General features: G+C 61.4%; 17 protein-coding genes. 14 read left to right on the forward strand and 3 right to left on the reverse strand.

What is annotated here, in order from left to right; genetic code table 11:
- Positions 1 to 168: 168 nt before the first annotated feature.
- From ACZ48C_RS03095 to ACZ48C_RS03130, 8 genes are all read left to right on the forward strand, one after another.
- Positions 169 to 5,850: a DUF5801 repeats-in-toxin domain-containing protein gene (locus ACZ48C_RS03095; protein ID WP_464782141.1), complete on the forward strand. Its 5,682-nt coding sequence runs from the start codon at positions 169 to 171 to the stop codon at positions 5,848 to 5,850.
- Positions 5,851 to 5,954: 104 nt separating this feature from the next.
- The gene (locus tag ACZ48C_RS03100; protein ID WP_464782142.1) at positions 5,955 to 6,314 is read left to right on the forward strand and encodes a hypothetical protein; all 360 of its coding nucleotides are present in this window, start codon (positions 5,955 to 5,957) and stop codon (positions 6,312 to 6,314) included.
- Positions 6,315 to 6,317: 3 nt separating this feature from the next.
- Positions 6,318 to 7,436, forward strand: coding sequence for a type 1 periplasmic-binding domain-containing protein (locus tag ACZ48C_RS03105; protein ID WP_464782143.1), 1,119 nt, complete (start codon positions 6,318 to 6,320; stop codon positions 7,434 to 7,436).
- A gap of 332 nt (positions 7,437 to 7,768) precedes the next feature.
- A complete protein-coding gene (locus ACZ48C_RS03110; RefSeq protein WP_464782144.1) occupies positions 7,769 to 9,055 on the forward strand; it encodes a glycosyltransferase family 4 protein in 1,287 nt (428 codons plus the stop codon).
- On the forward strand, positions 9,048 to 10,151 hold the full coding sequence (locus tag ACZ48C_RS03115) for an SAM-dependent methyltransferase (RefSeq protein WP_464782145.1): 1,104 nt from the start codon (positions 9,048 to 9,050) through the stop codon (positions 10,149 to 10,151). The genes ACZ48C_RS03110 and ACZ48C_RS03115 overlap by 8 nt, the downstream gene beginning before the upstream one ends.
- Positions 10,152 to 10,398: 247 nt before the next feature.
- Positions 10,399 to 11,253 (forward strand): ABC transporter permease, encoded by an 855-nt coding sequence (locus ACZ48C_RS03120; protein WP_464782146.1) that lies wholly within the window; start codon positions 10,399 to 10,401, stop codon positions 11,251 to 11,253.
- A gap of 67 nt (positions 11,254 to 11,320) precedes the next feature.
- Entirely contained in the window at positions 11,321 to 12,013 is a 693-nt protein-coding gene (locus tag ACZ48C_RS03125) for an ABC transporter ATP-binding protein (RefSeq protein ID WP_464782147.1), read from the forward strand.
- A gap of 42 nt (positions 12,014 to 12,055) precedes the next feature.
- On the forward strand, positions 12,056 to 13,360 hold the full coding sequence (locus tag ACZ48C_RS03130; protein ID WP_464782148.1) for a glycosyltransferase family 4 protein: 1,305 nt from the start codon (positions 12,056 to 12,058) through the stop codon (positions 13,358 to 13,360).
- Between the two features lie 11 nt (positions 13,361 to 13,371).
- Here ACZ48C_RS03130 and ACZ48C_RS03135 read toward each other — a convergent pair whose 3' ends face one another.
- Together ACZ48C_RS03135 and ACZ48C_RS03140 are read right to left on the reverse strand one after the other, a co-directional pair.
- Positions 13,372 to 14,778, reverse strand: a complete 1,407-nt coding sequence (locus tag ACZ48C_RS03135; protein ID WP_464782149.1) for a glycosyltransferase family 2 protein — start codon at positions 14,776 to 14,778, stop codon at positions 13,372 to 13,374.
- 55 nt (positions 14,779 to 14,833) lie between these two features.
- A complete protein-coding gene (locus tag ACZ48C_RS03140; protein ID WP_464782150.1) occupies positions 14,834 to 16,135 on the reverse strand; it encodes a glycosyltransferase family 4 protein in 1,302 nt (433 codons plus the stop codon).
- 129 nt (positions 16,136 to 16,264) lie between these two features.
- On the opposite strand from ACZ48C_RS03140, the gene ACZ48C_RS03145 reads away from it, so the two are divergent.
- From ACZ48C_RS03145 to ACZ48C_RS03170, 6 genes are all read left to right on the forward strand, one after another.
- Entirely contained in the window at positions 16,265 to 17,407 is a 1,143-nt protein-coding gene (locus tag ACZ48C_RS03145) for an LptF/LptG family permease (protein ID WP_464782151.1), read from the forward strand.
- A 107-nt stretch (positions 17,408 to 17,514) separates the two neighbouring features.
- Complete coding sequence (locus ACZ48C_RS03150) at positions 17,515 to 17,808, forward strand: acyl carrier protein (protein WP_424548392.1); 294 nt, start codon at positions 17,515 to 17,517, stop codon at positions 17,806 to 17,808.
- A gap of 40 nt (positions 17,809 to 17,848) precedes the next feature.
- A complete protein-coding gene (locus ACZ48C_RS03155) occupies positions 17,849 to 18,622 on the forward strand; it encodes an SDR family NAD(P)-dependent oxidoreductase (RefSeq protein WP_464782152.1) in 774 nt (257 codons plus the stop codon).
- 1 nt (position 18,623) lies between these two features.
- On the forward strand, positions 18,624 to 19,763 hold the full coding sequence (locus ACZ48C_RS03160; RefSeq protein ID WP_464782153.1) for a hypothetical protein: 1,140 nt from the start codon (positions 18,624 to 18,626) through the stop codon (positions 19,761 to 19,763).
- Positions 19,764 to 19,844: 81 nt separating this feature from the next.
- Positions 19,845 to 21,068: an aminotransferase class I/II-fold pyridoxal phosphate-dependent enzyme gene (locus ACZ48C_RS03165; RefSeq protein ID WP_464782154.1), complete on the forward strand. Its 1,224-nt coding sequence runs from the start codon at positions 19,845 to 19,847 to the stop codon at positions 21,066 to 21,068.
- Positions 21,065 to 22,177 (forward strand): glycosyltransferase, encoded by a 1,113-nt coding sequence (locus tag ACZ48C_RS03170; protein WP_464782155.1) that lies wholly within the window; start codon positions 21,065 to 21,067, stop codon positions 22,175 to 22,177. Before ACZ48C_RS03165 ends, ACZ48C_RS03170 begins: the two co-directional genes overlap by 4 nt.
- A 7-nt stretch (positions 22,178 to 22,184) precedes the next feature.
- Here ACZ48C_RS03170 and ACZ48C_RS03175 read toward each other — a convergent pair whose 3' ends face one another.
- Complete coding sequence (locus ACZ48C_RS03175) at positions 22,185 to 23,348, reverse strand: LptF/LptG family permease (RefSeq protein WP_464782156.1); 1,164 nt, start codon at positions 23,346 to 23,348, stop codon at positions 22,185 to 22,187.
- Positions 23,349 to 23,369: the final 21 nt, after the last annotated feature.

A 23,369-nucleotide genomic window follows, 5' to 3' on the forward strand; every position in this document is an offset into this window, starting at 1 on the left:
CCGACGGCGGGAAAGCCTGCCGCCTGTGGACCGGGACAGTCCGTAAGTTAACCAATCGTAAAAAAGGAACCAGGCCGATATAGCCCGATATATGGCACCCGATGCCCCGCTATTGATCGGCCAAAAATTCCGTGGCTTGACTAGCGCAATTGTAGAAGGGGTTCGGCTATGACTACCGAGGGCTTTATCGAAAATCTGTCTGTTTCCGACGCTTCGCACGGCGCCGGCGAGCGCCCGGCGGCGTTCCCCGCCGAAGCTGTCGGGCTGGCGCACGAGGCGCAGCAGATCGCGCAGGCGGAGACGCAGCAAGGCGCAGCAGCCGTCCCGCAGTCGGGCGAGCAAATCGTTGTCGCCGTGGATAATGTCGTCAAGCTTCCCGCAGGCACGTCCATCGAAAAGGTCGAAATCGACGGCGACAACCTGATCCTCGTCCAGCCTGACGGCAGCCGCATCGTCATCGAGCACGCCGCCCTGCACGTTCCGACCTTCGTTATCGACGATGTCGAGATTCCGCAGGAAGCCCTGGTCGCCGCGCTCGAAGCAAGCAACATCAACGTGGCGGCCGGCCCCGACGGCACGCTGACGGCAGCGGCTGCCGGCAGCGAAAGCGCGGGCGGCAACTTCAGCGAAGCCATTCCCGGCATCGGCGACGCGGGCCCGGCAATCGACCTCCTGCCTCCGACGGCACTGCAGTTCGGCGCGCCCGAGGATCGGCAGCTTCTTGCCGCGTTCGATGCGCCCAATCGCGGCCCGGGGATAGAATTCCCCCCGCAGGGAGAAGGCGGCGCCGGCGGCATCGACGTTCTCGATCAGCAGGTCAACGAGGCGTTTCTGTCCAAAGGAACGCATGAACGTGGGGAGATGGGGACGGATACCGTCAAGGGCACGTTCCGCATCTCCGATCCCGATGGCTCGAACGATCTTGCCAAGCTCTCCATCACGGTCGGCGGAACCACCACGACGCTGACGATGGCCGAGCTGGCGGCGGGCAACGTCAATCCGATCGTGGGCGCCCATGGCAGCCTGTCCATTACCGGATACGATCCTGCGACGGGCGTCGTGACGTACACCTACAAACTCACATCGCCGGTTACCGACCACGTGAACAACGATGGTTTCAATATCGAGCAGGACAAGGATATCTTCACGCTCACGGTCACCGACAAGGGCGGCCTCGGCGCGTCGGCAACGCTGAAAATCGATATCGTCGATGACGTGCCCAAGCTCGACGTCCAAGGAAATGCCGTTCAGGTCGTTCACGATGAAAGCTTCGGCCCTCAGGGCCAAGGCGCGAACGATATCAGCAAGACCATCCCCAATCTACAAGCGCTGGCGCTGTTTGCACCAATCGCATCCAAGGGCAAGGACCCGCAGTCTCCATTCGGTCTGCCGCTCGGGTTCGCCCATAGCAAAGGAGCGATTGTAGACGTCACGGTCAATCATGGAGCGGACGGGCAAGGCAAGCCGCTGTCCTATTCGCTTGCGACGGAGGCGGGAACGGATTCCGGCCTGTCGACAACGGAAGGTGGCAGGATCTTTCTCTATGCCGAAACCTATAACGGCATCACCTATATCGTCGGTCGCCTTGGCGAGGGCGATACCGCAAATCCGGAAGGCAAGGCCGCATTCGCGCTGCACATCGACGGAAACGGCGAGGTCACGGTGGCGCAGTGGCTTTCCATCCATAACACGCAGGCAGGCGGCAACGCGGCCGACTACAACGAAGTGGACCATCTCGCCGCGGGCGCGGTGTCTGTCGTGGTGACTGCTGAGGATGGAGATGGCGACAAGGTCAGCAAGACCGTCGATATTTCCGGACGAATAGGCTTCCGCGACGACGGGCCGGATGCCCGGGACGCGAAGGGGCTCTGGACGCTCGACGATGAAAGCTTCCACGACGGCATCAAGGGCGGGCCGGGCGACACTTCTCCTGACTTGGTTCCCAAGCTCGCCGGTGTTCTGCCCTTGAATGGCGGTATGGACGGGGTGAAGCAGGTTTTCGTTTCGGAGGCCGTCAATGTTGTTAATGACAAAGGCGATTCGTCGGCAGTCCTGAAGGCGATCTTTGTCGATGGTCAGGGTGTTGGGCACGCTTGCGATGTGACGGTCGGATGGACCGAGAACGGCAGCGGCGGAGGCACGCTCAAAGGTACGGCAGAATACGGCGGGACTTCCTTTGATGTGTTTACACTCAAGGTGAATGCCGATGGAACTTATACGCTCCAGATGCATGCCCCCCTCGATCACCCGCTGACGAGTGAAAGCGGAAGCGATATTGCGACCTCCTGGGAAGACAATCTCAAAATCGAGTTCAGCTACACGGTGACCGACGGTGACGGCGATACCGCTTCCGCTAAGCTTTCCGTGACCGTGAATGACGACTCGCCGGAGTTCGCTTCCAGCGGGAGCCGCGACAGCACGGTCCAGGACGATCACGGGACGTGGACGGCGAGTGGCGACGTCCACATAAAATTTGGCTCGGACGGTCAGCATGCGAACGCGGCGGGAGAGGCTGACGGTCTGAAAATCACCGACTACAACCATCACCTGGCTGGGGTTACGGAAACCTTGTCAGATGATGGAAGGACGGTGACTGCAAAAATCGACGGAACAGACAAGCTTCTCTATACGCTGACCTTAAACAATGACGGCAGCTATACCTTCGTACAGCACAACGAGTTGCCGGGTGGCGTTGGAAGTCTGCCGATGGTCTCGACCGGCGGCGGCTTCGGACCGACATATGATCCGAAGAGCTTCGCCGGCTTCACGCTTGTCGGTGTGAGTGGACCGCTGAGCGGTTCCAACGGTGTCGGCGTGAGCGACGGCAACATGGATGCCGGCGACAGTTTCAAGATTTCGTTCGACCACGCGATGGTGTCGGCCGATCTCGGCATCAAGGCGCAGGGGCAGGGCACGCTTTTGCTGCACTGGACTGCCTATGACGCAGATGGCAATCAGGTTGCGGACGGGTATACCAACGCCTTTGGCAAAGATGCTTCGAGCGTGGCGATCACACCGCCGGCGGGCGTCGTGTTCCAGTCCCTCAGTGTCGAGGTTGCTTTGGGGAGTGCCCCCAGCCCGCATGCGCCAAACTTCAAACTGACGGGCGTCGGCGGCGAGACGCAGACGACGGTTCCCCTCGACAAGCTGACCTTTGGCGTCTCCGCAACGGATGGCGACGGCGACACCGTCTCCGCCGATTTCACCGTCGGGATGCATGCTTCCGGGCCGACCATCGCCATCCCTGCCGCAGGTAAGGCTGACGCCGGCACCTTGGTTGATGAAGCGGGCCTCTCGGTGCGTATCATCGACGGACATCAGGAGGCAGCCGGTTCGAAGGCCGGTACGGGTGTGGACACCGCAAAAGGAACGGTCGCCTTCACCTCGCAGGGCGCTCCCGCCGAAGTCACACTGGAAGGCAAGGCCCTGTCTTCCGACAAGGACAACCCCACGACCGTCAAGGACGACGCCGCCGGCGCGCTGAAAGCCTGGTACGTCTACGACACGACGACGGGTAAGGGTGAAATCCACTACGTCTACACATTAAAAGACAATACGTCCGGTGACGGCCGGTCGGTCGCGTTCGACGTGGCTGTGAAGGATGCGGGCGGCGCCGATATATCCGGCAAGCTGGTCATCGACATCCTCGATGATGGCCCGACCGCCCGCACCGACGATGGAAATGTCGTCAAGGGCGCGACGCTCACGGTATCGGCGGACGATGGCGTCTTGCATAACGATTTCGCCGGCGCGGACGGGTATGCATCGGAAGGGGGTGTCGTCGGTGTCCGGGCCGTTCTCAACGGCAACGATATCACGACTGCCGTGCAGGTCGGCATCAACACCGCGATTGTGGGATTGTATGGCACGCTGACGCTACAGGCGAACGGCTCTTATGAATACAAGGTCACCGCCAGCCACATCCCTCCGGATGCGCAGGACAAGTTCGTCTATTCCATCATGGATGGGGATGGGGATTTCTCGACGACGACGCTGACGATCAATGTCGCGAACGTCGTCCTCACTCCCGACAATCAGGTCGGGGTCGTCCATGAGGCTGCGCTTGATCTGGTGAAAGATCCGGCTGACCTTGCCGTCGGAACGGTAAAGGGCTCGAATCCTGCGAGCCCGTTGGAAACTGTTGCGGGGCAACTCCACGTATCCGGCAGCCAAGGAATTGTCTACGAGGCCTTTACCAAGACCACAGCGCACGGGGTCTTCGAGCTGAAGACAGACGGTTCCTGGACATATACGCTGACGTCACCTTATGACAGCGGCGCTGTCCAGGGCGACAATACGGTGTCGGGCGATCAGTTCGCCTATACGGCCAAGGATGCTTTCGGCAATCTTGTCCAGGGGACGGTGCAGGTTAATGTCGTCGACGACATTCCGGCCTTCACCCTTGTCAACGACGGCAACCGCAATGGGGTCGTGGAGCTGTCGGCGTCCAACCCGGGGGCGAATGTTACCTATACCGGCCAGTTCGCGGAGTGGCATTATGGGGCGGATGGATACAAAAGTATCACGATGCCGACGCTGCAAACCGGCAATCTGAAGGTGGAGACGGTCTCCTCGGGACCGGACAAGATTGTGCTCGACCTGAAGGAGAACGGCACCGTCGTCGCCAAGCTGACGCTGAATGCCAACGGCACCGATTCACTGGAGGTGATGCACCGGGAAGGCAAGGTCGACTTTACCCCCTTCCCGACGAACAACGGTGGCGGCGGAAAGCCGGTCGACTTCAAGGTCATAGACTTGGCGGACTTCGATGTCGTCGCATCCGCCACCAAGAACGGCTCCAAGGATCAGGTGAATTCCAACAATGGATGGGGTGTCGACAACGGCAACATCAACAAGAACGAAGCTATCCTGTTCAAGTTTGTCGACAATCTCAGCGACCCCTCGAATCCCGCTGCAGTGAACGCCGCCGCTGGCCATCGTGCTTATGATTTCCAATTCACGACAACAAGTCTCAACGGATTCCCTGGTCCCAAGGACGACGCGGTGGCCTCCGTCATCGTCAGGGTCTACCTTGACGCCGGGATGACGAAATACGATGAGGTCACGGTTTCTGCAAAGCAGGGAGACAGTTTCCAGATCAGCCATCTCGACTGGTCGGCGGCTGCCGGCAATGGAAGTTACCATTCGGGCGATCCGATATTCGGCGTACGGGTTCTCAACGCGACAAATAAGGGTACTTTCCGCCTGGATGACATCGCGGTTGGCGCCGACCATGTCACTCCGCCGGCCGATCTCGACTTCAAGGGCATCGAAATAAAGATCACGGATGGCGATGGCGATACCGCCACGCAGAAATTCGACGTTCATATCGGCGGAGCGTCCGGCGATCATTTGACGGTGGAAGCCGTTGCCGGAACATCGGATAACGACACGCTGCACGGAGCCGCCGGTAGCGATACCCTGATCGGCGGGCTTGGTGATGACATCCTCTACGGGGGGGACGGTAATGACATTCTCATTGGCGGGCTGGGCCATAACACGCTGTATGGCGGCGGAGGCAACGACACGTTCGTAATTGACGCGTCGAAGGCACTGTCGGGGGCGCTGTCGGACATGATCATGGACTATCACAACGGCCAGAGTGGAGAGCATGATGTGGTCGACCTGAGCGAATTGCTGCATGGCATCACCGTGACGGAGGCGAACCCCATCAGCAACTATGTGAAGGTCATCGACCATGGCGCGGACGGGGCCGTCGCGGATGAATTGCAGGTCAGCACCACCGGCAATGCCAGCGACTTCCACACAGTCGCGGTTCTGAACACGGATGCAGGCGTCAAGATTCTCTATAATACGGACCATACGGAAACGACTATTCCGCATCCTTGAGGATACGATTGCGCCCGGCAGTCCTCTCCGGACTGGCGGGTGTTGAAACGAGTGTAAAATTAGAATAAGCGAAAATGAGGCTTTTCAGTCTTCCGGGGGATTTCATGTTTTCGATGCGAAAGGCTCTTGCCGCGGGGCTTCTGCTGGCAGGAAGCGTGACGGCTCAGGCTGCGGACATTGGTGAAGGGTATGCGCAGTGTGCGCTGGCGACGGGCTCGACCCTTGCCGGCCAGCAGAACAACAAAGCGCTTTCCGACGAGGTGGTGCGGCTGATGAACGAGGCCGTGGGGGTCGCCGACGATCCCCGCTGGATCAATTCGCGCCAGCCGGCCTTTACCTGGGCTTCAGAGGCGAAGGTCGCCTGCGGCAAGGCCTATGGTTATCTCAAGGCGAGCTATCGCGACGAGGACTGGCTCAACAAGTGCGAGTGTTTCCATTCGCGCATGCTTCAATACATGAACTGATCCATGCGCGTTCTTCTTCGCGGTTGCCGCGTTTTCAGCGCCTGCTCGCTTGCGGTCGCACTGTTGGCCGCCTGTCAGTCGGGCTCGGCGCCTGAGGCATTGGACAGCGCCGCGCACGAAAGCCATGCGGCGGCCGACGTTTCCACGCGTGTCGGATCGGGCAGCGCCCATGTCGATCTCTTCATCGATCGCAGCATGCCGGGCACCGCCGACGACTATCGGGACGGCGCGGCACTGGCAGCCAAGAAACTTGGAGCCGGCAAGCTGGCGCTTTCCGTGCACGATCTGCGTTCGAGCACGGGGGATCTCGCAGGCGAGGTCCGCAAGGCGGCTGCCGGCGGCTCGAAGTTCTTCATCGGACCGCCGTCCCTTTCGGGAGCCGCTGCTGCGGCGGCAAGCGGATCCGCTGTCGTGCTTCTGGCCAGCGAGCCGGTGGCAGGTGGCGGCGCCATCATTTCCGATGAGGTCGATGGCCTCATCGAGGTGGCCGCCTATGCCGCGGGTGCCGGGCGGAAAGACATCATGGCGGTCGCTTCGCGGCACCTGAGCGATGTGGAGGCGCAGCGCCTGCGTAGCGGCCTGAAGAAGGCTGGTGCCAACCTTCTCGACATCGTCACGGATCCGAGTTCGCCAGCCGGCAAGAAGAGCCTCGCCAAGCTCGCCAGCGTGCAGGCGGTGCTGCTGATCGGCGAGGATGCGCCGAAGGTAATTGCACCCATCCTTCGCCAGGGCGGCGCGCTGCCGGCGGACGTTCCGTTCCTCGGCACGGCGACCTGGCCGGCCAGTAGCTATGCCGAACCGGCGCTGGAAGGCGCGATGCTGGCCTTGGTGGATCAGACCGCGCTGAAACGCATCTCCAAGCCCTTCCAGGAGGCCTATGGCCGGCCCTTGTCCCTTGATGCCGCCTATGCATTCGATGCGGTCGCCGTTGCGGCAGGCATCGTGCAGGCAAAGGGAGATCAGGCGCTGACGGCCGACGCCCTTCATGCCACATCGGGTTTTGCAGGCGCCACTGGCGTCTTTCGCTTCGACGCACAAGGCCGCGTAGAGCGCCGTTTCGCCGTTTACCGTCTGGCACATGGCAAACCGAGCCTGCTGGACGCCGCACCGATGGGGTTTTGATACCGGGATAGACCCATAGGGGCGCTAGGCGGCGAGATGCAGTCGAGCCCCGCAACCAAATCGACAAAGCCCCGGTGATCGAACGGTCCCCGGGGCTTTTGCATACCGGGAATGTTTGTTGCGGCAGGGGCGGCCTCAAGAGTTCCGCTCAATGCGCATCCCGAAATCTTCAAGGGCGAAGTCGGCAGACCTGTTCCAATTGGGCGTCGGTTCGTTGCGTGAATGGATACGAGAGCTTACACCCACAATCGTGTCAGGTTATGAAGCAGCTTAACCGTCCTTGATTTTTCATGTTCAATTGGGAGATTGATGCGTGGAAATTGGATAACCAGATGATTTGGATCGATGTCTCCGACATTCATGAGTATTTCCTGCGCTGCGATACGGTAACGGGAATTCAGCGGGTCGCAGTAAGTATTATAGAGCCGATCTCAAGCGAATATGATATGGTTCGTCTGATCGCTTTTGATGAAAGAACCGGCTCCTTTCGGGAAATAGAGGCCGGAGATATTCTGTGCAGAACTCGCTCTGAGGGGGCGGTGAGGGGAAATATAACGAGAAAAATTGTTTTGAATTCGGCCCTGTTTAGGAAAGGTGCCGAAATTTTCGGGGCACTGCTGTCAAAATTTCGGAAGCCTCGCAGGCAGGAAGAATGCGCTTTTAAAGCTGGTGACAGCATCCTTTTCCTGGGCGCGTTCTGGCAGAACGATAGTCATGTAAACAGGCTGATCGATGTGTCTTTTTCCCATCGCCTGAAATTGCACGTCCTCGTTCACGACATTATTCCTGTTTCGCATAGGAGCTGGTTTTCGGGGGATTACGTTACCGGGTGGCAGGACAAGATCGAGCGGTTAATCAGGGCCTCGGAAGGTATATTTGTCAATTCGATGGTGACGGCGTCAACGCTTGAAGACCATCTCGCAAAGGCAGGCATCAAAGGGAAGCCGATCAAAGTCTTGCGATTTGGAGATCCGATTCTCAATCGGCCTCCAGCTCCTCGAGCGCATCAAACGAAGCTTGTCACAACGCGAAACTTCGTGCTGATGGTGTCCTCGATCGACGTGCGGAAGAACCAGATGGCGCTGCTGTTTGTCTGGAACAGGCTCATCAAGGAACATGGCGAGGCCATTCCGGATCTTGTCCTGATCGGCAAGGATTCGATCGGACATGCCGATATCCACGCGATGGTCGCGCGATCTGAAATCCTGTCGGAACGCGTCAGGTTCGTCCAGGACGCGGATGATGCAGCCGTGGCTCGATACTACGAAAATTGCCTGTTTACAGTTTTCCCTTCTCTCGCAGAAGGATGGGGGTTTCCCGTCGCGGAGAGCCTCATGTTCGGAAAGGCTTGCGTCGCTTCAAAGGCCACATCGATTCCCGAGGTTGGAGGCGCGCTGTGCAGATATGTCGATCCTCACAACCTTGAGGAAATCTTTCAGGCTATTGAAGCCTTTATCTTCGACGAGCCATTGCGGAACGCGTTCACCCAGAAGATCGCAGCAGAGTATAAAAGCACGACCTGGGAAAGCACCGCAAGAACTGTGGTCGAAACGATCCTTGCTGCCGACGATCCGGTAAATTCTTCCAGGGGCACTTTTGAAAATTCACTCCATGTTTAAATTAAACTCATCGCGAATTCAAAGCGCTGCCCGCCGGATACTCTCATCGCTGCGGTCGTTTTCTCTCGGGAGGAAACTGGGATGGCTGACGGATGAGCACCTTCGCCTGGTCAAGCCGAACGGGCATCCGAATATCAACCCTTTGTGGGCCCAGACGAAAGATATAGGTATCATCAACTGGAACATAAAAAACTTCGGCTATCTTCTTGCGCGGCAATTGGCGGAACAACGTCCCGTGGCAACCGGTATGCTGACCGACATGCCATTGAAATCGAAGGCGACCCTTCAAGCGGACGTGGAGGCGCCGTGGTTCGCCTACTGGTGCTCCCGACTTAACATTCCTGTCACGTATCATCGAAAGATTTGGGAATATTGTTTTCTGCTTCAGGCCTTGCACGACGGAGGCATGCTCGGACCGGGACGCAGGGGTATTGGCTTTGCATGCGGCGAGGAGCCAATTCCCAGCTTTCTCGCGTCCCAGGGCGTGGCCGTCACCGCAACCGACCTTGAGCCGGAGAAAGTCGCAGGCCTTGGCTGGGCCGAGACGGGGCAGCACTCTTCAACTATCGAGAAACTGTTCTACCCCGACCTGGTCGATCGCGCGCTCTTCGCTGAAAATGTCCGCCTTCAATATGTGGACATGAATGCCATTCCGCCAACACTGGAAAATTACGATTTCTGCTGGTCCATCTGTTCGCTGGAGCATCTTGGTTCGATCGAGCACGGCCTGAAGTTCATAGAGAACTCACTTCAGGTGTTGAGGCCTGGTGGCCTTGCCGTGCACACGACCGAATTCAATATTGCGGGCGATGGGCCGACGCTCGATAACTGGATGACGGTTCTCTTCCAGCGAAAACATTTCGAGGAGATCGCCGGCCGCCTACGGGCCCGCGGCCATTGGGTTGCCCCATTGGACTTCGATGTTGGCGACGGTCCTCTCGACAACTTTATCGATATCCCCCCTTATGACTGGGACCGTTTGTCGGGCCATGGGCAACTCAGGGGGCAGCGGGAGAATCCTGCTCACCTCAAGCTCGCGATCGATGGCTTCCCCTGTACATGCTTCGGTCTGATTATTAGGAAGTCAGACGCTTGATAGAATTTCCCTGGCGGACCGTTCTGTTTTGCTTCGGATTTTTGAGACAAATTGCGTAAGAAAGAGGGGAAATCTCGAAATTGTATTCTACGCGGTGATAATGAAGCAGCTTCAGGCCAGAGAGCCATGAATCTTCTTTGATTTAGCAAGTTGCCAAGGCACTTCTGTGCCGGTCTCCATTTCCCGATCCGTGTGTTACTGCCACTTTCCCTTGAGTTTTCTCTCCAAAGCGAATAGAGCATGGTTCATGCAGGAGCGCGTTTACGAAAGTACATCCGAAAGCCGCAAGAGATGGGCGCTCGACTTTTACAGCGTATTCGTCGCGCCTCTATTGATTCCGTTCCGGTACAGAGAGCTTCTTCTGGTCATTTTACGGAGGGAGCTGGCAGTCCGCTTCGTCAACTCTCTCTTTGGGCAAGCATGGGCAGTGATGGCGCCGCTCGTTATGCTCGGTATCTACATGGCCACCTTCTCCGCCGCCTTCGCGCAGGCGGCTGGCTTTCAGGCTCCGGATGCGTTGTCGGTGTTTGCCGGCCTCATCGTATTCAATCTGGCGATGGAGATACTTGGGCGCGGCCCGCTCCTGATGCATGAACACTTGGCGTTCATCAAGCGCTCGCTGTTTCCGTCCGCCCTTCTTGGCTGGATAGCGGTCTTGCGTGCACTCGTTTATGCCGGCGTGGCAAGCGCCGTGCTCGTCGTTGCATTGTTGCTTTTCCGCCATGCCGTACCGCTCACCGCCCTGTTCCTGCCGTTCATCATTGTACCGCTGACGCTGTTTCTGGTGGGATTGGCTCTGGGGCTGGCCGCAATCGGGGCGTTCACCCGTGACCTCGCCTATCTGGTCGTCTCGTTCTCACCGATCCTGATTTTCGTTACTCCCGTATTCTACACGGTGCAGCAATTGCCGGCGAATGTTCGGATGCTTGCCTATCTCAATCCGCTGACCCCGGTCGTCGAGATGGTGCGGGATACGATGGTGTTCGGTCTTATGCCTTCGCCCTGGCTCTACGGCGTGTCCACGCTGGGGGCTCTGCTGGTCTTTGCTGGCGGGAATGTCATCTTCACAAGGTACAAAGATGTCCTCGTCGACGTTATCTGACGACATCGTCATCCATGCCTTAAATGTCGGCAAGGCCTACAATATCTATGACCATTACGAGGATCGCATGAAGCAGGCGCTCTTCGGCCGCTTCCGTGATTTTCATCGCAAATACTGGGCCCTGCGCGACGTGACCCTCGACATTCGCCGCGGCGAATGCGTCGGCTTTGTCGGGCGAAACGGCTCGGGCAAGACGACGTTCCTCCAGATGGTGTGTGGTATCACCGCGCCGACGACCGGCGATCTCAGGGTGAAGGGGAATGTCGCGCCGATCCTTGCGCTCGGCGCCACCTTCGATCTTGATTTGACGGGTCGCCAGAATGCGTTTGTCTCCGGAGCCATTCTCGGCGTTGGACGGAAGACACTGGAGGCGCGTATGGATGCGATCGCGGATTTCGCCGGCCTTGGCGACTTTTTCGATCAGCCTGTGAAGTTCTATTCGTCCGGCATGCAGGCTCGCGTCGCATTCGCGGTCTGCACGCAGGCCGATGCGACCATCCTGGTGGTAGATGAGGCATTGGCCGTCGGTGATGCTGCGTTCCAGAAGAAGTGTTTCGACTTCATCCATGACTTCCGAAAGAGAGGCACGCTGCTCTTCGTCTCGCACAGCACGGAATTGACACGCGAGATATGCGACCGGGCGGTCTTCATTGATCGCGGCGTGGTGCGCATGCAGGGCGATCCAGCCAAGGTCTGCGCCGCCTACGAGGAGGATATTCTCAATGCGAAGGATAGTAGCGAGCGTTTCGAATTCGTGTGAGTTCCGAAGGATGGATTGCCAGCCTTTGTTGTGGTCGCGTTCATGATCTACGTCGACATATCGGACTTGATGTCTTTCTGCCGTGAGCGAACGCATGTGACCGGCATACAGCGGGTCAGCATGCAAACGCTGGCGAAACTTGTCGATCTGGCGGGGTCGTCCGGTTTCAAGCTCGTCGCGCGCCATGTCGAGATGCCGCGCATCCTGGCGACGGGAACCGAGTTCTTTCAGTCTGGCCCGTCCGACGCGGCACGTTTCTGTTCCCACTTCAATGTCGTACATCTGCCGGAGATCGGCAAAACAAAAGCCGGCGAGGCTTTCCCGGCGCAGGCGGTCCGTATCATGAGGCTGCTGCGGGTGTGGTTGGACTGCCAATGGAAGATCGCAGCATCCGGTTGGCGTTCCAGTGGCCCCGGATGGCAGCGCCCGATCTTCGGCTCGAACGATGTGCTCTATTTCCCCGGCGGTATCTGGGCCTTCGAGGGATATGTCCGCAAGCTTGAGAGAATTCATGCCGAAACCGGTGTGAGGATCGTGGTGTTCGTCCACGATCTCATTCCATTGGTAATGCCCCACCTTGTCGAGGATCCGCGTCTTGCCGACAGGTTTGAGCGGTGGCTCCGGCGGATGAGCGCAATCTCCGCATGCTTCTTGACGTGCTCCCAGTCCACCCGGCGGGACCTGGAAGGTTTTTTCGTCAGGAGCGGCATAAGGCCTCTACCGGTCGAGGTGGTTCCGCATGCCCATGAATTTGTCGGCTTTCCCCGGTCGGGGGCAGGTGCGCCGGCCAAGGAGGGCGAGCGCGGCTATGTGCTGTGCGTGGGGACGCTGGAGGCGCGGAAGAACAATCTCGTGCTGGCGAAAGCCTGGGCCAATCTGCTGGCGCGCCATGGCCGCGGCCTTCCAAGGCTGGTGTTCGCCGGCAAGCAAGGTTGGCTCAACGAGGATTTCAAAGCCTTCTTGATGCGGGAGAAGCGCCTGTCCGGTCATGTGACGATCATCGAGTCCCCGACCGATGACGTCCTCGCGTCGCTTTATCGCAACTGCCTGTTTTCCGTCTACCCCAGCCTTTACGAAGGCTGGGGCCTGCCCATCGGCGAGTCGCTCTGGTTCGGGCGGCCGGTGATCGCGTCGCGCGCCAGCGCCATGCCGGAAGTTGCCGCGCACTATGTCGATTATGTCGATCCCTTGGATATCGGCGGTCTTGAAGCGGCCGTGGAGCGTCTGCTCGATCCCGACCGTCTCGCTTCCCGCACTGCGATGATTGCCGGCATGCCGATGCGGACCTGGGAGCATGTGGCGACGGATATCTGGGCGGCGCTGCAGCGCATTTCCCGGGCGAGCTGAGATTTGCCCTGTCATCCGCGTGCCAGGACAGCGCGGAGCCAGGCAGCGATCTGGCCGGCGATAATGCCCGAAAGGGCGGTAAGAAAGATAAGGCAAGGCCAGGCGAGCGGCGCCCGGCCGGCGGCGCAGAGGCTCCAGGCGGCCCACGCCATCTGGGCCGCGACGACGGTTTCGATGACGAGCGTCGGGTGCGGTTTCTGGACCGTGCGCGGCGGGCGGGGGAGGGCTGCCGAGCCGTTTTTCGGCGTGCGCTCGAAAACGCCCCTGCCGCCGAATAGCCCCGTCAGGAATGCCAGCGAATTGTTCGGCAGGGAGCCGAGGGTCAGCGCCGTTGCCGTGATTACATCCAGTCCGGTACGGATATTGCGCCCGCGGCCGGAAACGGCGGCGGCGGAGAACGGCCCTGACAGGATGAGCGCGAAGGCGATGAGGAGGATCGCCATCCCGGCGGCTTCCAGCAGCCGGAGATCGATCCACAGGCATAGCATCGGCCAGAGGACAAGCCCGGCGAGAAGCAGGGGATAGAGCGCAAGGCTCGCCGCCGCAAAGAGGCTCCTGACCTGCCGAAAACTCGCGGCGCGCATGTATCGGGGCAGGGCTTTTCGAAGGCATTGTGCGGTCCCTTTTGCCCATCTGCGCTGCTGCAGGCGATAGGACAATAGGCTCGTTGGAAGCTCGCTGGGGCAGGTCAGGCATTCATCATAGACGCCACGGCCGCCGCAAAGCGAGGCACGCAGGCTGAGATCCAGGTCCTCGGCCAGTGTATCCGTTTGCCATTCGCCCGCCTCCTCGATGGCTTTGCGCCGCCAGATTCCTGCGGAGCCGTTGAACGTCGAGCTCAATTGCCCGGACCGGATGGCCGGCTTCTGGATCAGGAACTGCCAGTCGAGCAGAAGCGCCTGGGCGCGTGTCAGGTAGTTCTGGTCTGCATTCCGGAAGGTCCAGCGGCCCTGAAGGAAGGCGACGGATGCGTCGTCGAAGGCGGGACTGCGGACAAGCGCCGATAGGAGAAAAGCGGGCGGAGGCGTGAAATCCGCGTCGAAGATCGCGATGAATTCGGCTTTGGAGTTCTGGAGGCCCGCCGCAAGGGCGCCCGCCTTCCAGCCGGTTCGCTCGCTCCGCCGGAGATAAAGGATCGTGTGGCCCCGCGCCCGCATCGTCTCGATTTCCGGCATCAGCAGGTCGGGGGTGTCGTCAGTCGAATCGTCGAGAATCTGGATGTCGATGAAGGCGCGCGGATAGTCGAGCGCGCAGACCGCCCTCAGGACGTCGAGCGCGACGGCTCCCTCGTTAAAGAGGGGAAGCTGGACGGTGACGGTTCTGAAGGGGCGGTCTGCGACGCCGGGTGGCGTGGCATTCTGTTCCGGGCGGACCCGGCGCACGGCACTTCCGGCAATCAGGAAGGCCAGCCCGCCCATAAGGGCAAAGGCGAGCACGCCGGTGCCGAGGAATTCCGCGACGGCCTGCCCCATCTCAGAGCGACCGCGCGAAGCGTTCGATGGCGTCGAAATACCCCGACCATCGCGGCGGCTTGAATTGCCGGGCGGCGGCGCGCAGGTCGAGGGACCGCGCCGAGGCGGGATCGGCCAGCGCGTCGATGGCCTCCAGCCAGGCCGCGCCGTCGAGCGCGCCGCAGTAGTGCGCCTTCTGCTGGGTGACTTCGCGGAAGACCGGCCGGTCCGTCACGACGACAGGGGTGCCGAGTGACAGGGCCTCGACGAGCGGAAGCCCGTAACCTTCGGCGAAGGAGGGCATCAGGAGTGCGCGGGCATTGGCGAGCAGGCGGCTGAGTTCGCTCTGGGAAAGATGCGGAGATTCGATGATATGGGGCTTGATGAAGCCGCCGCGCTCGATCTCGTTGCGGATATGCGCATTCATCCAGCCGTTGCGTCCGACCAGCACAAGCTTGGGCGGGGTCTTGCCGGCGGTGCGATCCCGTTCGGCCATCTGCCGCCAGAGGGCGAGGAGCATCTGGTGGTTCTTGCGCGGCTCCAGCGTGCCGATCATCACGAAATAGCGAGTTTGCGCCAGACCGGCATCGTCGAGGCTGCCGGTGACACTGCGCTCCAGCGGCGAGGGAAGGGGCTGGACGAGGACGGGCCTGCCGGGCAGATGCCGTCGCCGAAGCTCCTCTTCAAGACGTTCGGCGACGGCGGCGCTGGTCACGACGAAGCCATGGGCGCGGTTCAGCGCCATGGCGATGCGTTTTTGAAACGCGCGGGCCTCTATCGGCAGAAAGAATTCCGGATAGTCGAGCGGCAACAGGTCGTGGATGAGGAAGCAGGCCCGGACATCCGGCCTGCGGGGCAGCCATTGGAACAGCCAGTCATGTTCGAAAAGGAACTGCCCGACATTCAGGTAGACCGCGTTTTCCCGCAAGCCCCGCCGGCGAGACGTCACGAATTCGCGGGTCTTCAGGGCGGCGAGCTTGCCTGCGCCCGCCGTCACGAAGCCGAGATGGCGCGTAATCCTTTGGGTAGCCCGGGACACGAGGGGCGTGCCGCCCTCAAGCGCATGCTTCAGGATATCCAGCCCATGGTTTTCATCGGCCCTGGAGACAGGCGAGATGATCCGGTCCGCCAGCTCGATGACGCGCTTTGCATACCAGGCGTCGACCTGCACCGGTCCCCTCAGGCCATAGCGCACGAAAGTCTCCGGCGAGGCGGCCAGAAAATGTCGTCCGAAGGCGAGGTCGACATTGGTTATGCCGTCGGCAAACGGCCAGGTCGTTCGCGCTGTCAGGTGGGAAAGGTCGAAGCTGATCGTGCGGGACATGTTTTCGGAGGGGGGCGTTGCGGCGAACTATTGCTATCAGCACATCACGGGTTCATCAATGCAGGCACTTCCATGGAACGGCGCGCGTGAATAGCGTGTGGCGGTCGAAGTCTGGCACTGGGCGGCTTGATGAGCGCATATACAAGATACATGCTCCGCCAGCATCTTCGATACTGCGTTCTGGTCCTTGTCATCGTGGTCTCGGCGATCACCGCGTTGAATTTCGCGGTCGAGATCGGGGTTATCTGGCAGGAAAAGGCCGCTGCCGGTTTTGCGGCGGGCGCCAGGGCCTGCGCGCTCTACATCCTCTGCCGGCTTCTCGACAACGCGGCGCAGGCGTTCAGCATCTCCCTGCTGCTCGGGCTTGTCTGGTCGGAGGCGATGCATGCCCGGGGCGGGCGGCTGCTCATGGTGCGCTCCGCGGGCTTGTCGTTCGGCCGGCGGGCCACGGCCGTCATCATCCTCGCCGCCGCCGCTGTCCCGTCGCAATTCGTGCTCGACAACTGGGTGCGCCCCTGGGCCTATCTGACGCTGGCGCATGAACGCCTCGGCGAGTTCGGCTGGAAATACGAACGCGACACTGCGCCCGCCGAGCGGTGGTTCGCTTTTGGCGGAACCGTTCTCAGGGCGGTCGTCCGGGATGGACCGGAGCCGTCATTCGCGAAGGCCGTGATCTACCAGTTCAACCCGGCCGGCGATCTCGGCTCCGTCGTCACTGCCGAGGATATCGCAAGGAACGCGACAGCCGCACGCGGCTGGGTTCTCAGAAACGCCACGCGCGTTCATCTCGGTAGCATGGGGGATCCGCAATTCGGCAAGGTGCTCTGGCGCGGCTGGGACGGGGCGGCGGAGGAAATCGGGTTGGCGATCAGCCCGGAATGGCTCGGCTACCGCACCATCGAGCCCAAATATATTCCGCTTCCCGGCCTGATGCGGCTGGCGAGTGACCGGGATGTGCCGAACAACGCGCCGGCCTATGCTGCCTGGCGCGATATCCGTTTCCTCCTGCCTCTGGTCACGGGCCTGCTGGCGATTTCGGTCTGCGCCCTCTTCGCCTATCTGCTCGACCGCCGAGGGCTTGAGGTCACCGTCGCAGCCACGCTGTTCTTCGCCTATTTCGGGCACTTCTTCATCCGCGTGTCGAGCCTTGTCGTCGAAAACGCGCCTGTCTCCTCGATCGTATCCTGCCTTTTCCTGCTGGGAGCGCTGGTTGCCCTGACATTCTGGCTCTTCGGTCTGGCGCAGCGGCGGCAGGTTTATCGGGAGCGATAGCTAGCGGGAAGACAGCTTGTGCCGGTCTGCGGGAAAATATAACGTTTCCGGCATGTACCGCCTGAAGAGCAGCGCCGGGCGGTATCCTTGGAGGAGTAGCCGATTTTATGAGTGAGTCCGCAGTCAAGCCGGCCGAGATCGCCGACAAGGAAACGTTGAACCGGGAGATTCTGGCGCTGGTGAAGAAGGAGATCCAGGATCAGGAAATCGATCTGACGATGGATACCCCGACGGACGCGGTGGCGATCGATTCCATCGATATCATCCATGTCGTGTTCAATATCGAGGAGCGCTACGGCTGCCCCATCGATCCGCCCAGCAACCTGGAGCCCAAGACGGTCGGCGATATCGTGAACGCGCTGTCCGACGTGGTGCTGGCATTCCGCCAGAAAGCGGAATAGGCGGCGAAACTCTTCCCATTCGATGAAACTGGACGCCTGAATGGCTGACGCTTTCGTACATGTCGCAATCACGGGGGCGTCCAGCGGCATCGGCGCGGCGCTCGCGAGGGAACATGCCGCCCCCGGTGTGCTTCTCAGCCTGTGCGGGCGCGATGCCGGGCGCCTGCAGGCCGTCGCCGGTCTCTGTAAGGCCGTGGGTGCGCAGGTGCGTCTTTCCCTCTTCGACCTGCGTGACGGCAAGGCGCTCGCCGACTGGATCGCCGCGGCCGACGGTGAACGGGAGATCGACCTCGTCTATGCCTGCGCCGGATTGGGCGGCATTGCGTCCGTCGCCGGGCCGGATGGCGAGGACCCGGAGGTTTCCGCCGATCTTATTCGCGTCAATATGGGCGCGGCGATCGCGACGGCCACGGCCGCCGCCGCACGATTGAAGCCGCGCGGACGTGGGCGGATCGTGCTGATCGGCTCGCTTGCGGGACGCGCCGGCCTGCCGCAATGTCCGACCTATTCCGCCACGAAAGCGGGGCTCGAGATCTATGCCGACGGGTTGCGGCGTCTCCTGCGCCCCGCGGGCGTCGGGGTGACGCTGATCGAGCCGGGTTTCGTCGATACGCCGATGTCGAAGGGTGTTCCCGGGCTGGTCTTCCTCTGGAGCGCGGACAAGGCGGCCCGGCGCATCAGGCGGGCGGCAGAGAGGGGGAGGGCGACCCTGCGGTTCCCGCTGCCGCTTGATATCGGCTTGCACCTGCTGTGCCTTCTGCCGCGCCCCTTGGCCGACTGGATTCTCGTCGCCATCCGAAAGCGGGATATGTGACGTGAGCCCGATCGAAATACGCGAGCTTGGTCATGGCGCGGCGTTCTCCGACTGGGTTGCCGTGCCCGTTCTGGTTCACAAGGACGATCCGCATTTCATTCGCCAGTTGGACATCAAGGAACGCTTGCGGATCGCCCGTTGGTTCAGCCCCTTCTTCAAAACCGGAACCGCGGCCTTTTTCGTCGCCTACAGGGGCGGCAGACCGGTTGGCCGCGTAAGTGCGCAGGTCAACCCGGCCTTCCAGGCCCTGCATGATCCAGACGCCGGCCATTTCGGCTTCTTCGACTGCATCGATGACATGGATGTTTCGAATGCCTTGTTCGGGGCGGCCAAGGCCTGGCTTGCCCTGCGCGGATGCCGATCGGTCATCGGCCCGTTCTCGCTGACGATCAATGAGGAATCGGGATTGCTGGTCGACGGTTTCGACGAACCCGCCGCCATGCTGATGGACCAGTCGAGGCCCTATGCTGCAAGGCTGGTAGAGGGTGCCGGCTTTTCCAAGGCGATGGATGCCTATGCCTTCCGGGTGCGCGGCTCGGTCGATGCGACGCCCATCCGCAAGCTCGCCCGGTTGGCGCTGGAGGGGGGCGAACTCACCGTTCGCAAGGCGCGGGGCGAGCGCCTTGCCGATGAAATGCGCCAGTTCGTGGAGATCTTCAACGACGCCTGGAGCGGTAACTGGGGTTTCGTACCCTGGACCGACGCCGATGTCCGGGCGATGGCTCGGGATATCAAGCCGTTCTTTCGGGACGAGTTCGGTGCGGTGGTTGAGATCGGCGGCCAGCCGGTGGGATTTGCGATGATTATTCCGGACTTCAATGAGGTCATCGCATCCTTCGGCGGCCGGCTTCTGCCATTCAACTGGTGGCGGCTTTATCGGGATATGAAAGATGTCCGCTCGCGCCGGTTCCGGATCCCGCTGCTCGGGATCCGTCGCGAATACCAGAGGTCCGTGCTCGGCGCGAAAATCCTGGCGCTGCTCGTCACCGCGCTTCTGGAAAAGACGCATCTCAGGGCATACGACTGGGTCGAGCTTTCCTGGGTGCTCGAAGCCAACCGCCCGATGTTCTCCCTCTGCCGGATGGCCGCCGGCGCGCCGGCCAAGCAATACAGATTCTATCGGGCGGAAATTCCCTCTTGATCCCGGGCCGCAATCGCGCTTCGATTTCCCATGGCTCGCCCGCATGCGGGGTGGCCGTCTCCATCAGGTTGCCCCAGAGCCATGAACGACAGCAATACGCTTGAAGACTACGTCCTGCGCAGGGCTGACATGGCTACGCGGGCGATACCGGGGATCATGAATCTGCTCCTGGCGAAGAACCCCTGGTTCGTCGCCGTCGATGCATTGAAGACAAGCACGAACGAGGCCGGCGGCGTCTTCGCGAGTTTCGCGCATTACGACTATCTTTCCCTCTCGGCGCATCCGCGCGTGATCGAGGCAGGGCAGGACGCACTTCTGCGCTATGGCGCGGGGGCCGGCGCCTCCCGTCTCGTCGGCGGGGAGCGGACGGTCCACCGCCAGCTCGAGCGGGAGATGGCGTCGTTTCTCGGACAGCAGGCCGCGCTCTGCCTGCCGGCGGGCTATCTCGTCAGCATGACCCTCATCCCGCACCTGATGACGAGCAACGACCTCATCGTCATAGACAACCTGTCGCACAATTCCATCGTCAACGGCTGCAAGGCATCGCGGGCGAAGATGCTCACCTTCCGCCACGGCGATCTCGATCACCTCGAAGAGATTCTCAAGCGGGAGCGCGCGCGCTTCCGCGCCTGCCTGATCGTCGTGGAAGGGCTCTATTCCATGGATGGCGACATCGTGGACTTGCCCCGCGTGGTCGAACTGAAGAAGCAATGGAATTCCTGGCTGATGGTCGACGAGGCCCATTCCATCGGCGTGCTCGGCAAGACCGGACGTGGCATTTGCGAGCATTTCGATATCGCGCCGGACGAGGTGGATATCGTGCTTGGAACGTTGTCGAAGAGCTTCGTCTCGATGGGCGGTTTCCTCGGTGGTCGCCGCATTCTGATCGAGTGGCTGAAGTTGACCCTGCCGGGCTTCGTCTTCAGCGCGGGCCTGTCGCCCGTCCTCACCGCGACCGCCCTTGCGGCGCTGCGCATGCTGAGGGACGAGCCGGAACGTGTGGAACGGCTGACCGTCATATCGCGCTATTTTCTCGATGTCGCACAGGCCGCGGGCATCGCGACCGGGCCGGCCATCGGCAAGGGGATCGTGCCGCTGCTGTTCGACCGGCAGGAGACGACGCTCGCCGTGTCGCAAAGGCTGGCGGAAGCGGGCATCTATGTGCCTCCGGTCATCCGGGTCGGCGTGCCGACGGATGCTCCGCGCATCCGCTTCTTCCTCTCCGCCGATACGTCGCGGCCGCTTGTCGAGCGCACGTTCGGCGTTCTCAAATCCGCACTGGGCGCGGAAGAGCGGGCCGGATGACGGTCGTCCCGTATCTTGCCCTCGTGGTTCTGGCCGCCGCGCATGCCTTCCAGCTCCTCAGCGCCGGCTACTGCATCCACCGGCTGCGGCCGCGCCGTCAGGCAAGTTGCCCGGCCGCCGCGTCCGGTTCCGTCACGGTGCTCGCGCCCATCGATGCCGTCGGTCCGTTCTCCGAGCAATGCATGTCGGCGCTGCTGGCGATCGAGCCCCGGCCGCTCGAGATTATCTTCTGCGCCTTCGACGAAAGCGAACCGGCGGTGGCGCTGGCGCGCCGGAAGTTGCGGGGGGAGGATCACGTCTGCGTCATGACCGGGCGGGCGACGGTTTCCGCCAACCCGAAACTCGACAATCTCGAAAAGGGCTGGGCGGCGGCGCGGGGCGACCATGTGCTGATCGTCGACGACAATGTCGTGGTGCCGCCAGATATTATCGGCCGCCTGACAGGAAAACTGGATGGCAGGACCGGCCCAGTTTGCGCCGCCATTGCTGGCGATATGCCCGGGAATTTCTTCGCCCATGTCGAATGTGCGTTTCTCGGGCCTTTCCAGGCGCGCATGCTTTTCGTTTCGGACCTGCTTACCCCCGCCTGGGCCATCGGGAAGGTCCTGCTTCTCGACCGTCGCTGGTATGACGAACGGGGCGGGCTGCAGGCACTTCGCGCCTATGCCGCCGAGGATGGCGGCGCGAGCCTTCTGGCGCAGCGCGACGGCCTGAAGACGCGCTATGCCGATCTCGTCGTGCGGCAGCCGCTCGGCCTGCGCAGCCTGCAGCAGGTCTGGGACCGGCAGTTGCGATGGGCGATACTGCGCAAGGCGCAGGTCGGCCCCATCTTCGCGCTGGAGCCGCTGGGCACCTTCGTCCTGCCGGGGGTGGCCGCGCTCCTGTCTGCCCCTCTGCTGGGGCTGGGGCCGCTTGCCGGATGCCTGTTGTCCTGCGCGCTCTGGCTCCTGGTCGATACCGTCCTGTCCGGCATCTGTCGATGGCCCGTAAGCCCTTTGACGCCGCTCGCCAGCCTCGCGCGCGAGATGCTGGGGTTGCCGCTCTGGGTGACGGCCTGGGTGCGGCGCAGCTATGTCTGGCGCGGCCATTCCATTGCCATCGGCGAGTAGCCTGCCATCAGGCCCGCCGTGTCGCCGGGACGAGCAGGGCGTTTTGCAGATACAGGATTGCCATGAGCAGGAGTGCGAGCAGAGCGGCGGCGGTGGAGGCGACGAGGATCGCTGCTCCGGCCGGCTGGAGCAGGGAAGAGGGAAGAAGGGCGTCCGATCCCGCCGCGACCAATCCGGCAAGAAGCGCGACGATGCCGAGTACGGGGGCGTAAAGACGTGTCCGCAGGTTCGTGAACGCCACCGCAACCACCGCGCAGAAGACCGCGAAGATATTGACGCTGGCGACGAGCAGCGCCTTGACGGCCGGCCGCGCCTGCTCGGGAGAGAGGAAGCCCTTGTCGTCGCTGCGCAGCAGGTCGGGCATGTAGCGTTCCTCGATCCGCCGGTTCTGGTCCACGGCCAGCAGGGAGGAGAGGTCGATCTGCCTTCCTATCTGTCCCACCCGCGTGGCGATCACCTTCAGGGTGTCGCCGGGATCGCTACATGTCTCGCAATTCGCCGCTGTCGTGCGCGCCGCCTTTTCGGTGGCTGCGGGGCGGGGAGGGAATAGGTAGCTCTGCAGCAGGCACTTTTCCGACGAGAACGTGTTCGACCGGAATTGCCCGTTGTCGCAGACGGCGGACAGCACGGACTTCGGCCAGTCTGCGTTGAGGTCGTAAAGCCTGAAGCTGCGCCGGTCGTCGGCTTTCCCCGGAATAGCCTCCACCGTTCCGCCCGGTATCTCGAAAAATGCCTGATGGAGCGGACGCCGCGTCACGAGTTCTGCGACCGCCCGCTCATATTCGCGACGGAAGACGTAGTTCGCGGCGGGCTTGAGAAAGCCGGAGATGAGGATGGAGGCGAGCGTCGCCGCCGTTCCGATCATGACTGCGAGAATCATCAGTCGCGACGGGCCGGCGCCCGCTGTGGCCATGACGATCAATTCCCGGCGCTCTCTCGCGTTCAGGAGTGCGAAGTAGAACGTGACCACCGTCGCGATGGGCAGCACGAGGTCCATGATCTGCGGGATCGAGGCTATCTGAAGCGTGAGGAAGCTGCGAAGGTCCAGACCGTATTCGATGGCAAACCTCGCGATGTAGTCGAACTTCTCGATGATCGAGATGACGACGAGCGTCGTGAAGGCGAGAGCATAGAAGAGCAGGACGTCCTTCAGGATGACGCGAAAGAACATCAGCGTCCAACCGCGGCGGCG

The organism is Shinella sp. 1A1 (genome assembly GCF_055379515.1).

What these genes read in the sequence shown, in the direction of transcription:
- ACZ48C_RS03095 (WP_464782141.1), top strand. Translation starts at nt 169, where the DNA reads ATGACTACCGAGGGCTTTATCGAAAATCTGTCTGTTTCCGACGCTTCG.
- ACZ48C_RS03100 (WP_464782142.1), top strand. Translation starts at nt 5,955, where the DNA reads ATGTTTTCGATGCGAAAGGCTCTTGCCGCGGGGCTTCTGCTGGCAGGA.
- ACZ48C_RS03105 (WP_464782143.1), top strand. Translation starts at nt 6,318, where the DNA reads ATGCGCGTTCTTCTTCGCGGTTGCCGCGTTTTCAGCGCCTGCTCGCTT.
- ACZ48C_RS03110 (WP_464782144.1), top strand. Translation starts at nt 7,769, where the DNA reads ATGATTTGGATCGATGTCTCCGACATTCATGAGTATTTCCTGCGCTGC.
- ACZ48C_RS03115 (WP_464782145.1), top strand. Translation starts at nt 9,048, where the DNA reads ATGTTTAAATTAAACTCATCGCGAATTCAAAGCGCTGCCCGCCGGATA.
- ACZ48C_RS03120 (WP_464782146.1), top strand. Translation starts at nt 10,399, where the DNA reads ATGCAGGAGCGCGTTTACGAAAGTACATCCGAAAGCCGCAAGAGATGG.
- ACZ48C_RS03125 (WP_464782147.1), top strand. Translation starts at nt 11,321, where the DNA reads ATGAAGCAGGCGCTCTTCGGCCGCTTCCGTGATTTTCATCGCAAATAC.
- ACZ48C_RS03130 (WP_464782148.1), top strand. Translation starts at nt 12,056, where the DNA reads ATGATCTACGTCGACATATCGGACTTGATGTCTTTCTGCCGTGAGCGA.
- ACZ48C_RS03135 (WP_464782149.1), bottom strand. Translation starts at nt 14,778, where the DNA reads ATGGGCGGGCTGGCCTTCCTGATTGCCGGAAGTGCCGTGCGCCGGGTC.
- ACZ48C_RS03140 (WP_464782150.1), bottom strand. Translation starts at nt 16,135, where the DNA reads ATGTCCCGCACGATCAGCTTCGACCTTTCCCACCTGACAGCGCGAACG.
- ACZ48C_RS03145 (WP_464782151.1), top strand. Translation starts at nt 16,265, where the DNA reads ATGAGCGCATATACAAGATACATGCTCCGCCAGCATCTTCGATACTGC.
- ACZ48C_RS03150 (WP_424548392.1), top strand. Translation starts at nt 17,515, where the DNA reads ATGAGTGAGTCCGCAGTCAAGCCGGCCGAGATCGCCGACAAGGAAACG.
- ACZ48C_RS03155 (WP_464782152.1), top strand. Translation starts at nt 17,849, where the DNA reads ATGGCTGACGCTTTCGTACATGTCGCAATCACGGGGGCGTCCAGCGGC.
- ACZ48C_RS03165 (WP_464782154.1), top strand. Translation starts at nt 19,845, where the DNA reads ATGAACGACAGCAATACGCTTGAAGACTACGTCCTGCGCAGGGCTGAC.
- ACZ48C_RS03170 (WP_464782155.1), top strand. Translation starts at nt 21,065, where the DNA reads ATGACGGTCGTCCCGTATCTTGCCCTCGTGGTTCTGGCCGCCGCGCAT.
- ACZ48C_RS03175 (WP_464782156.1), bottom strand. Translation starts at nt 23,348, where the DNA reads ATGTTCTTTCGCGTCATCCTGAAGGACGTCCTGCTCTTCTATGCTCTC.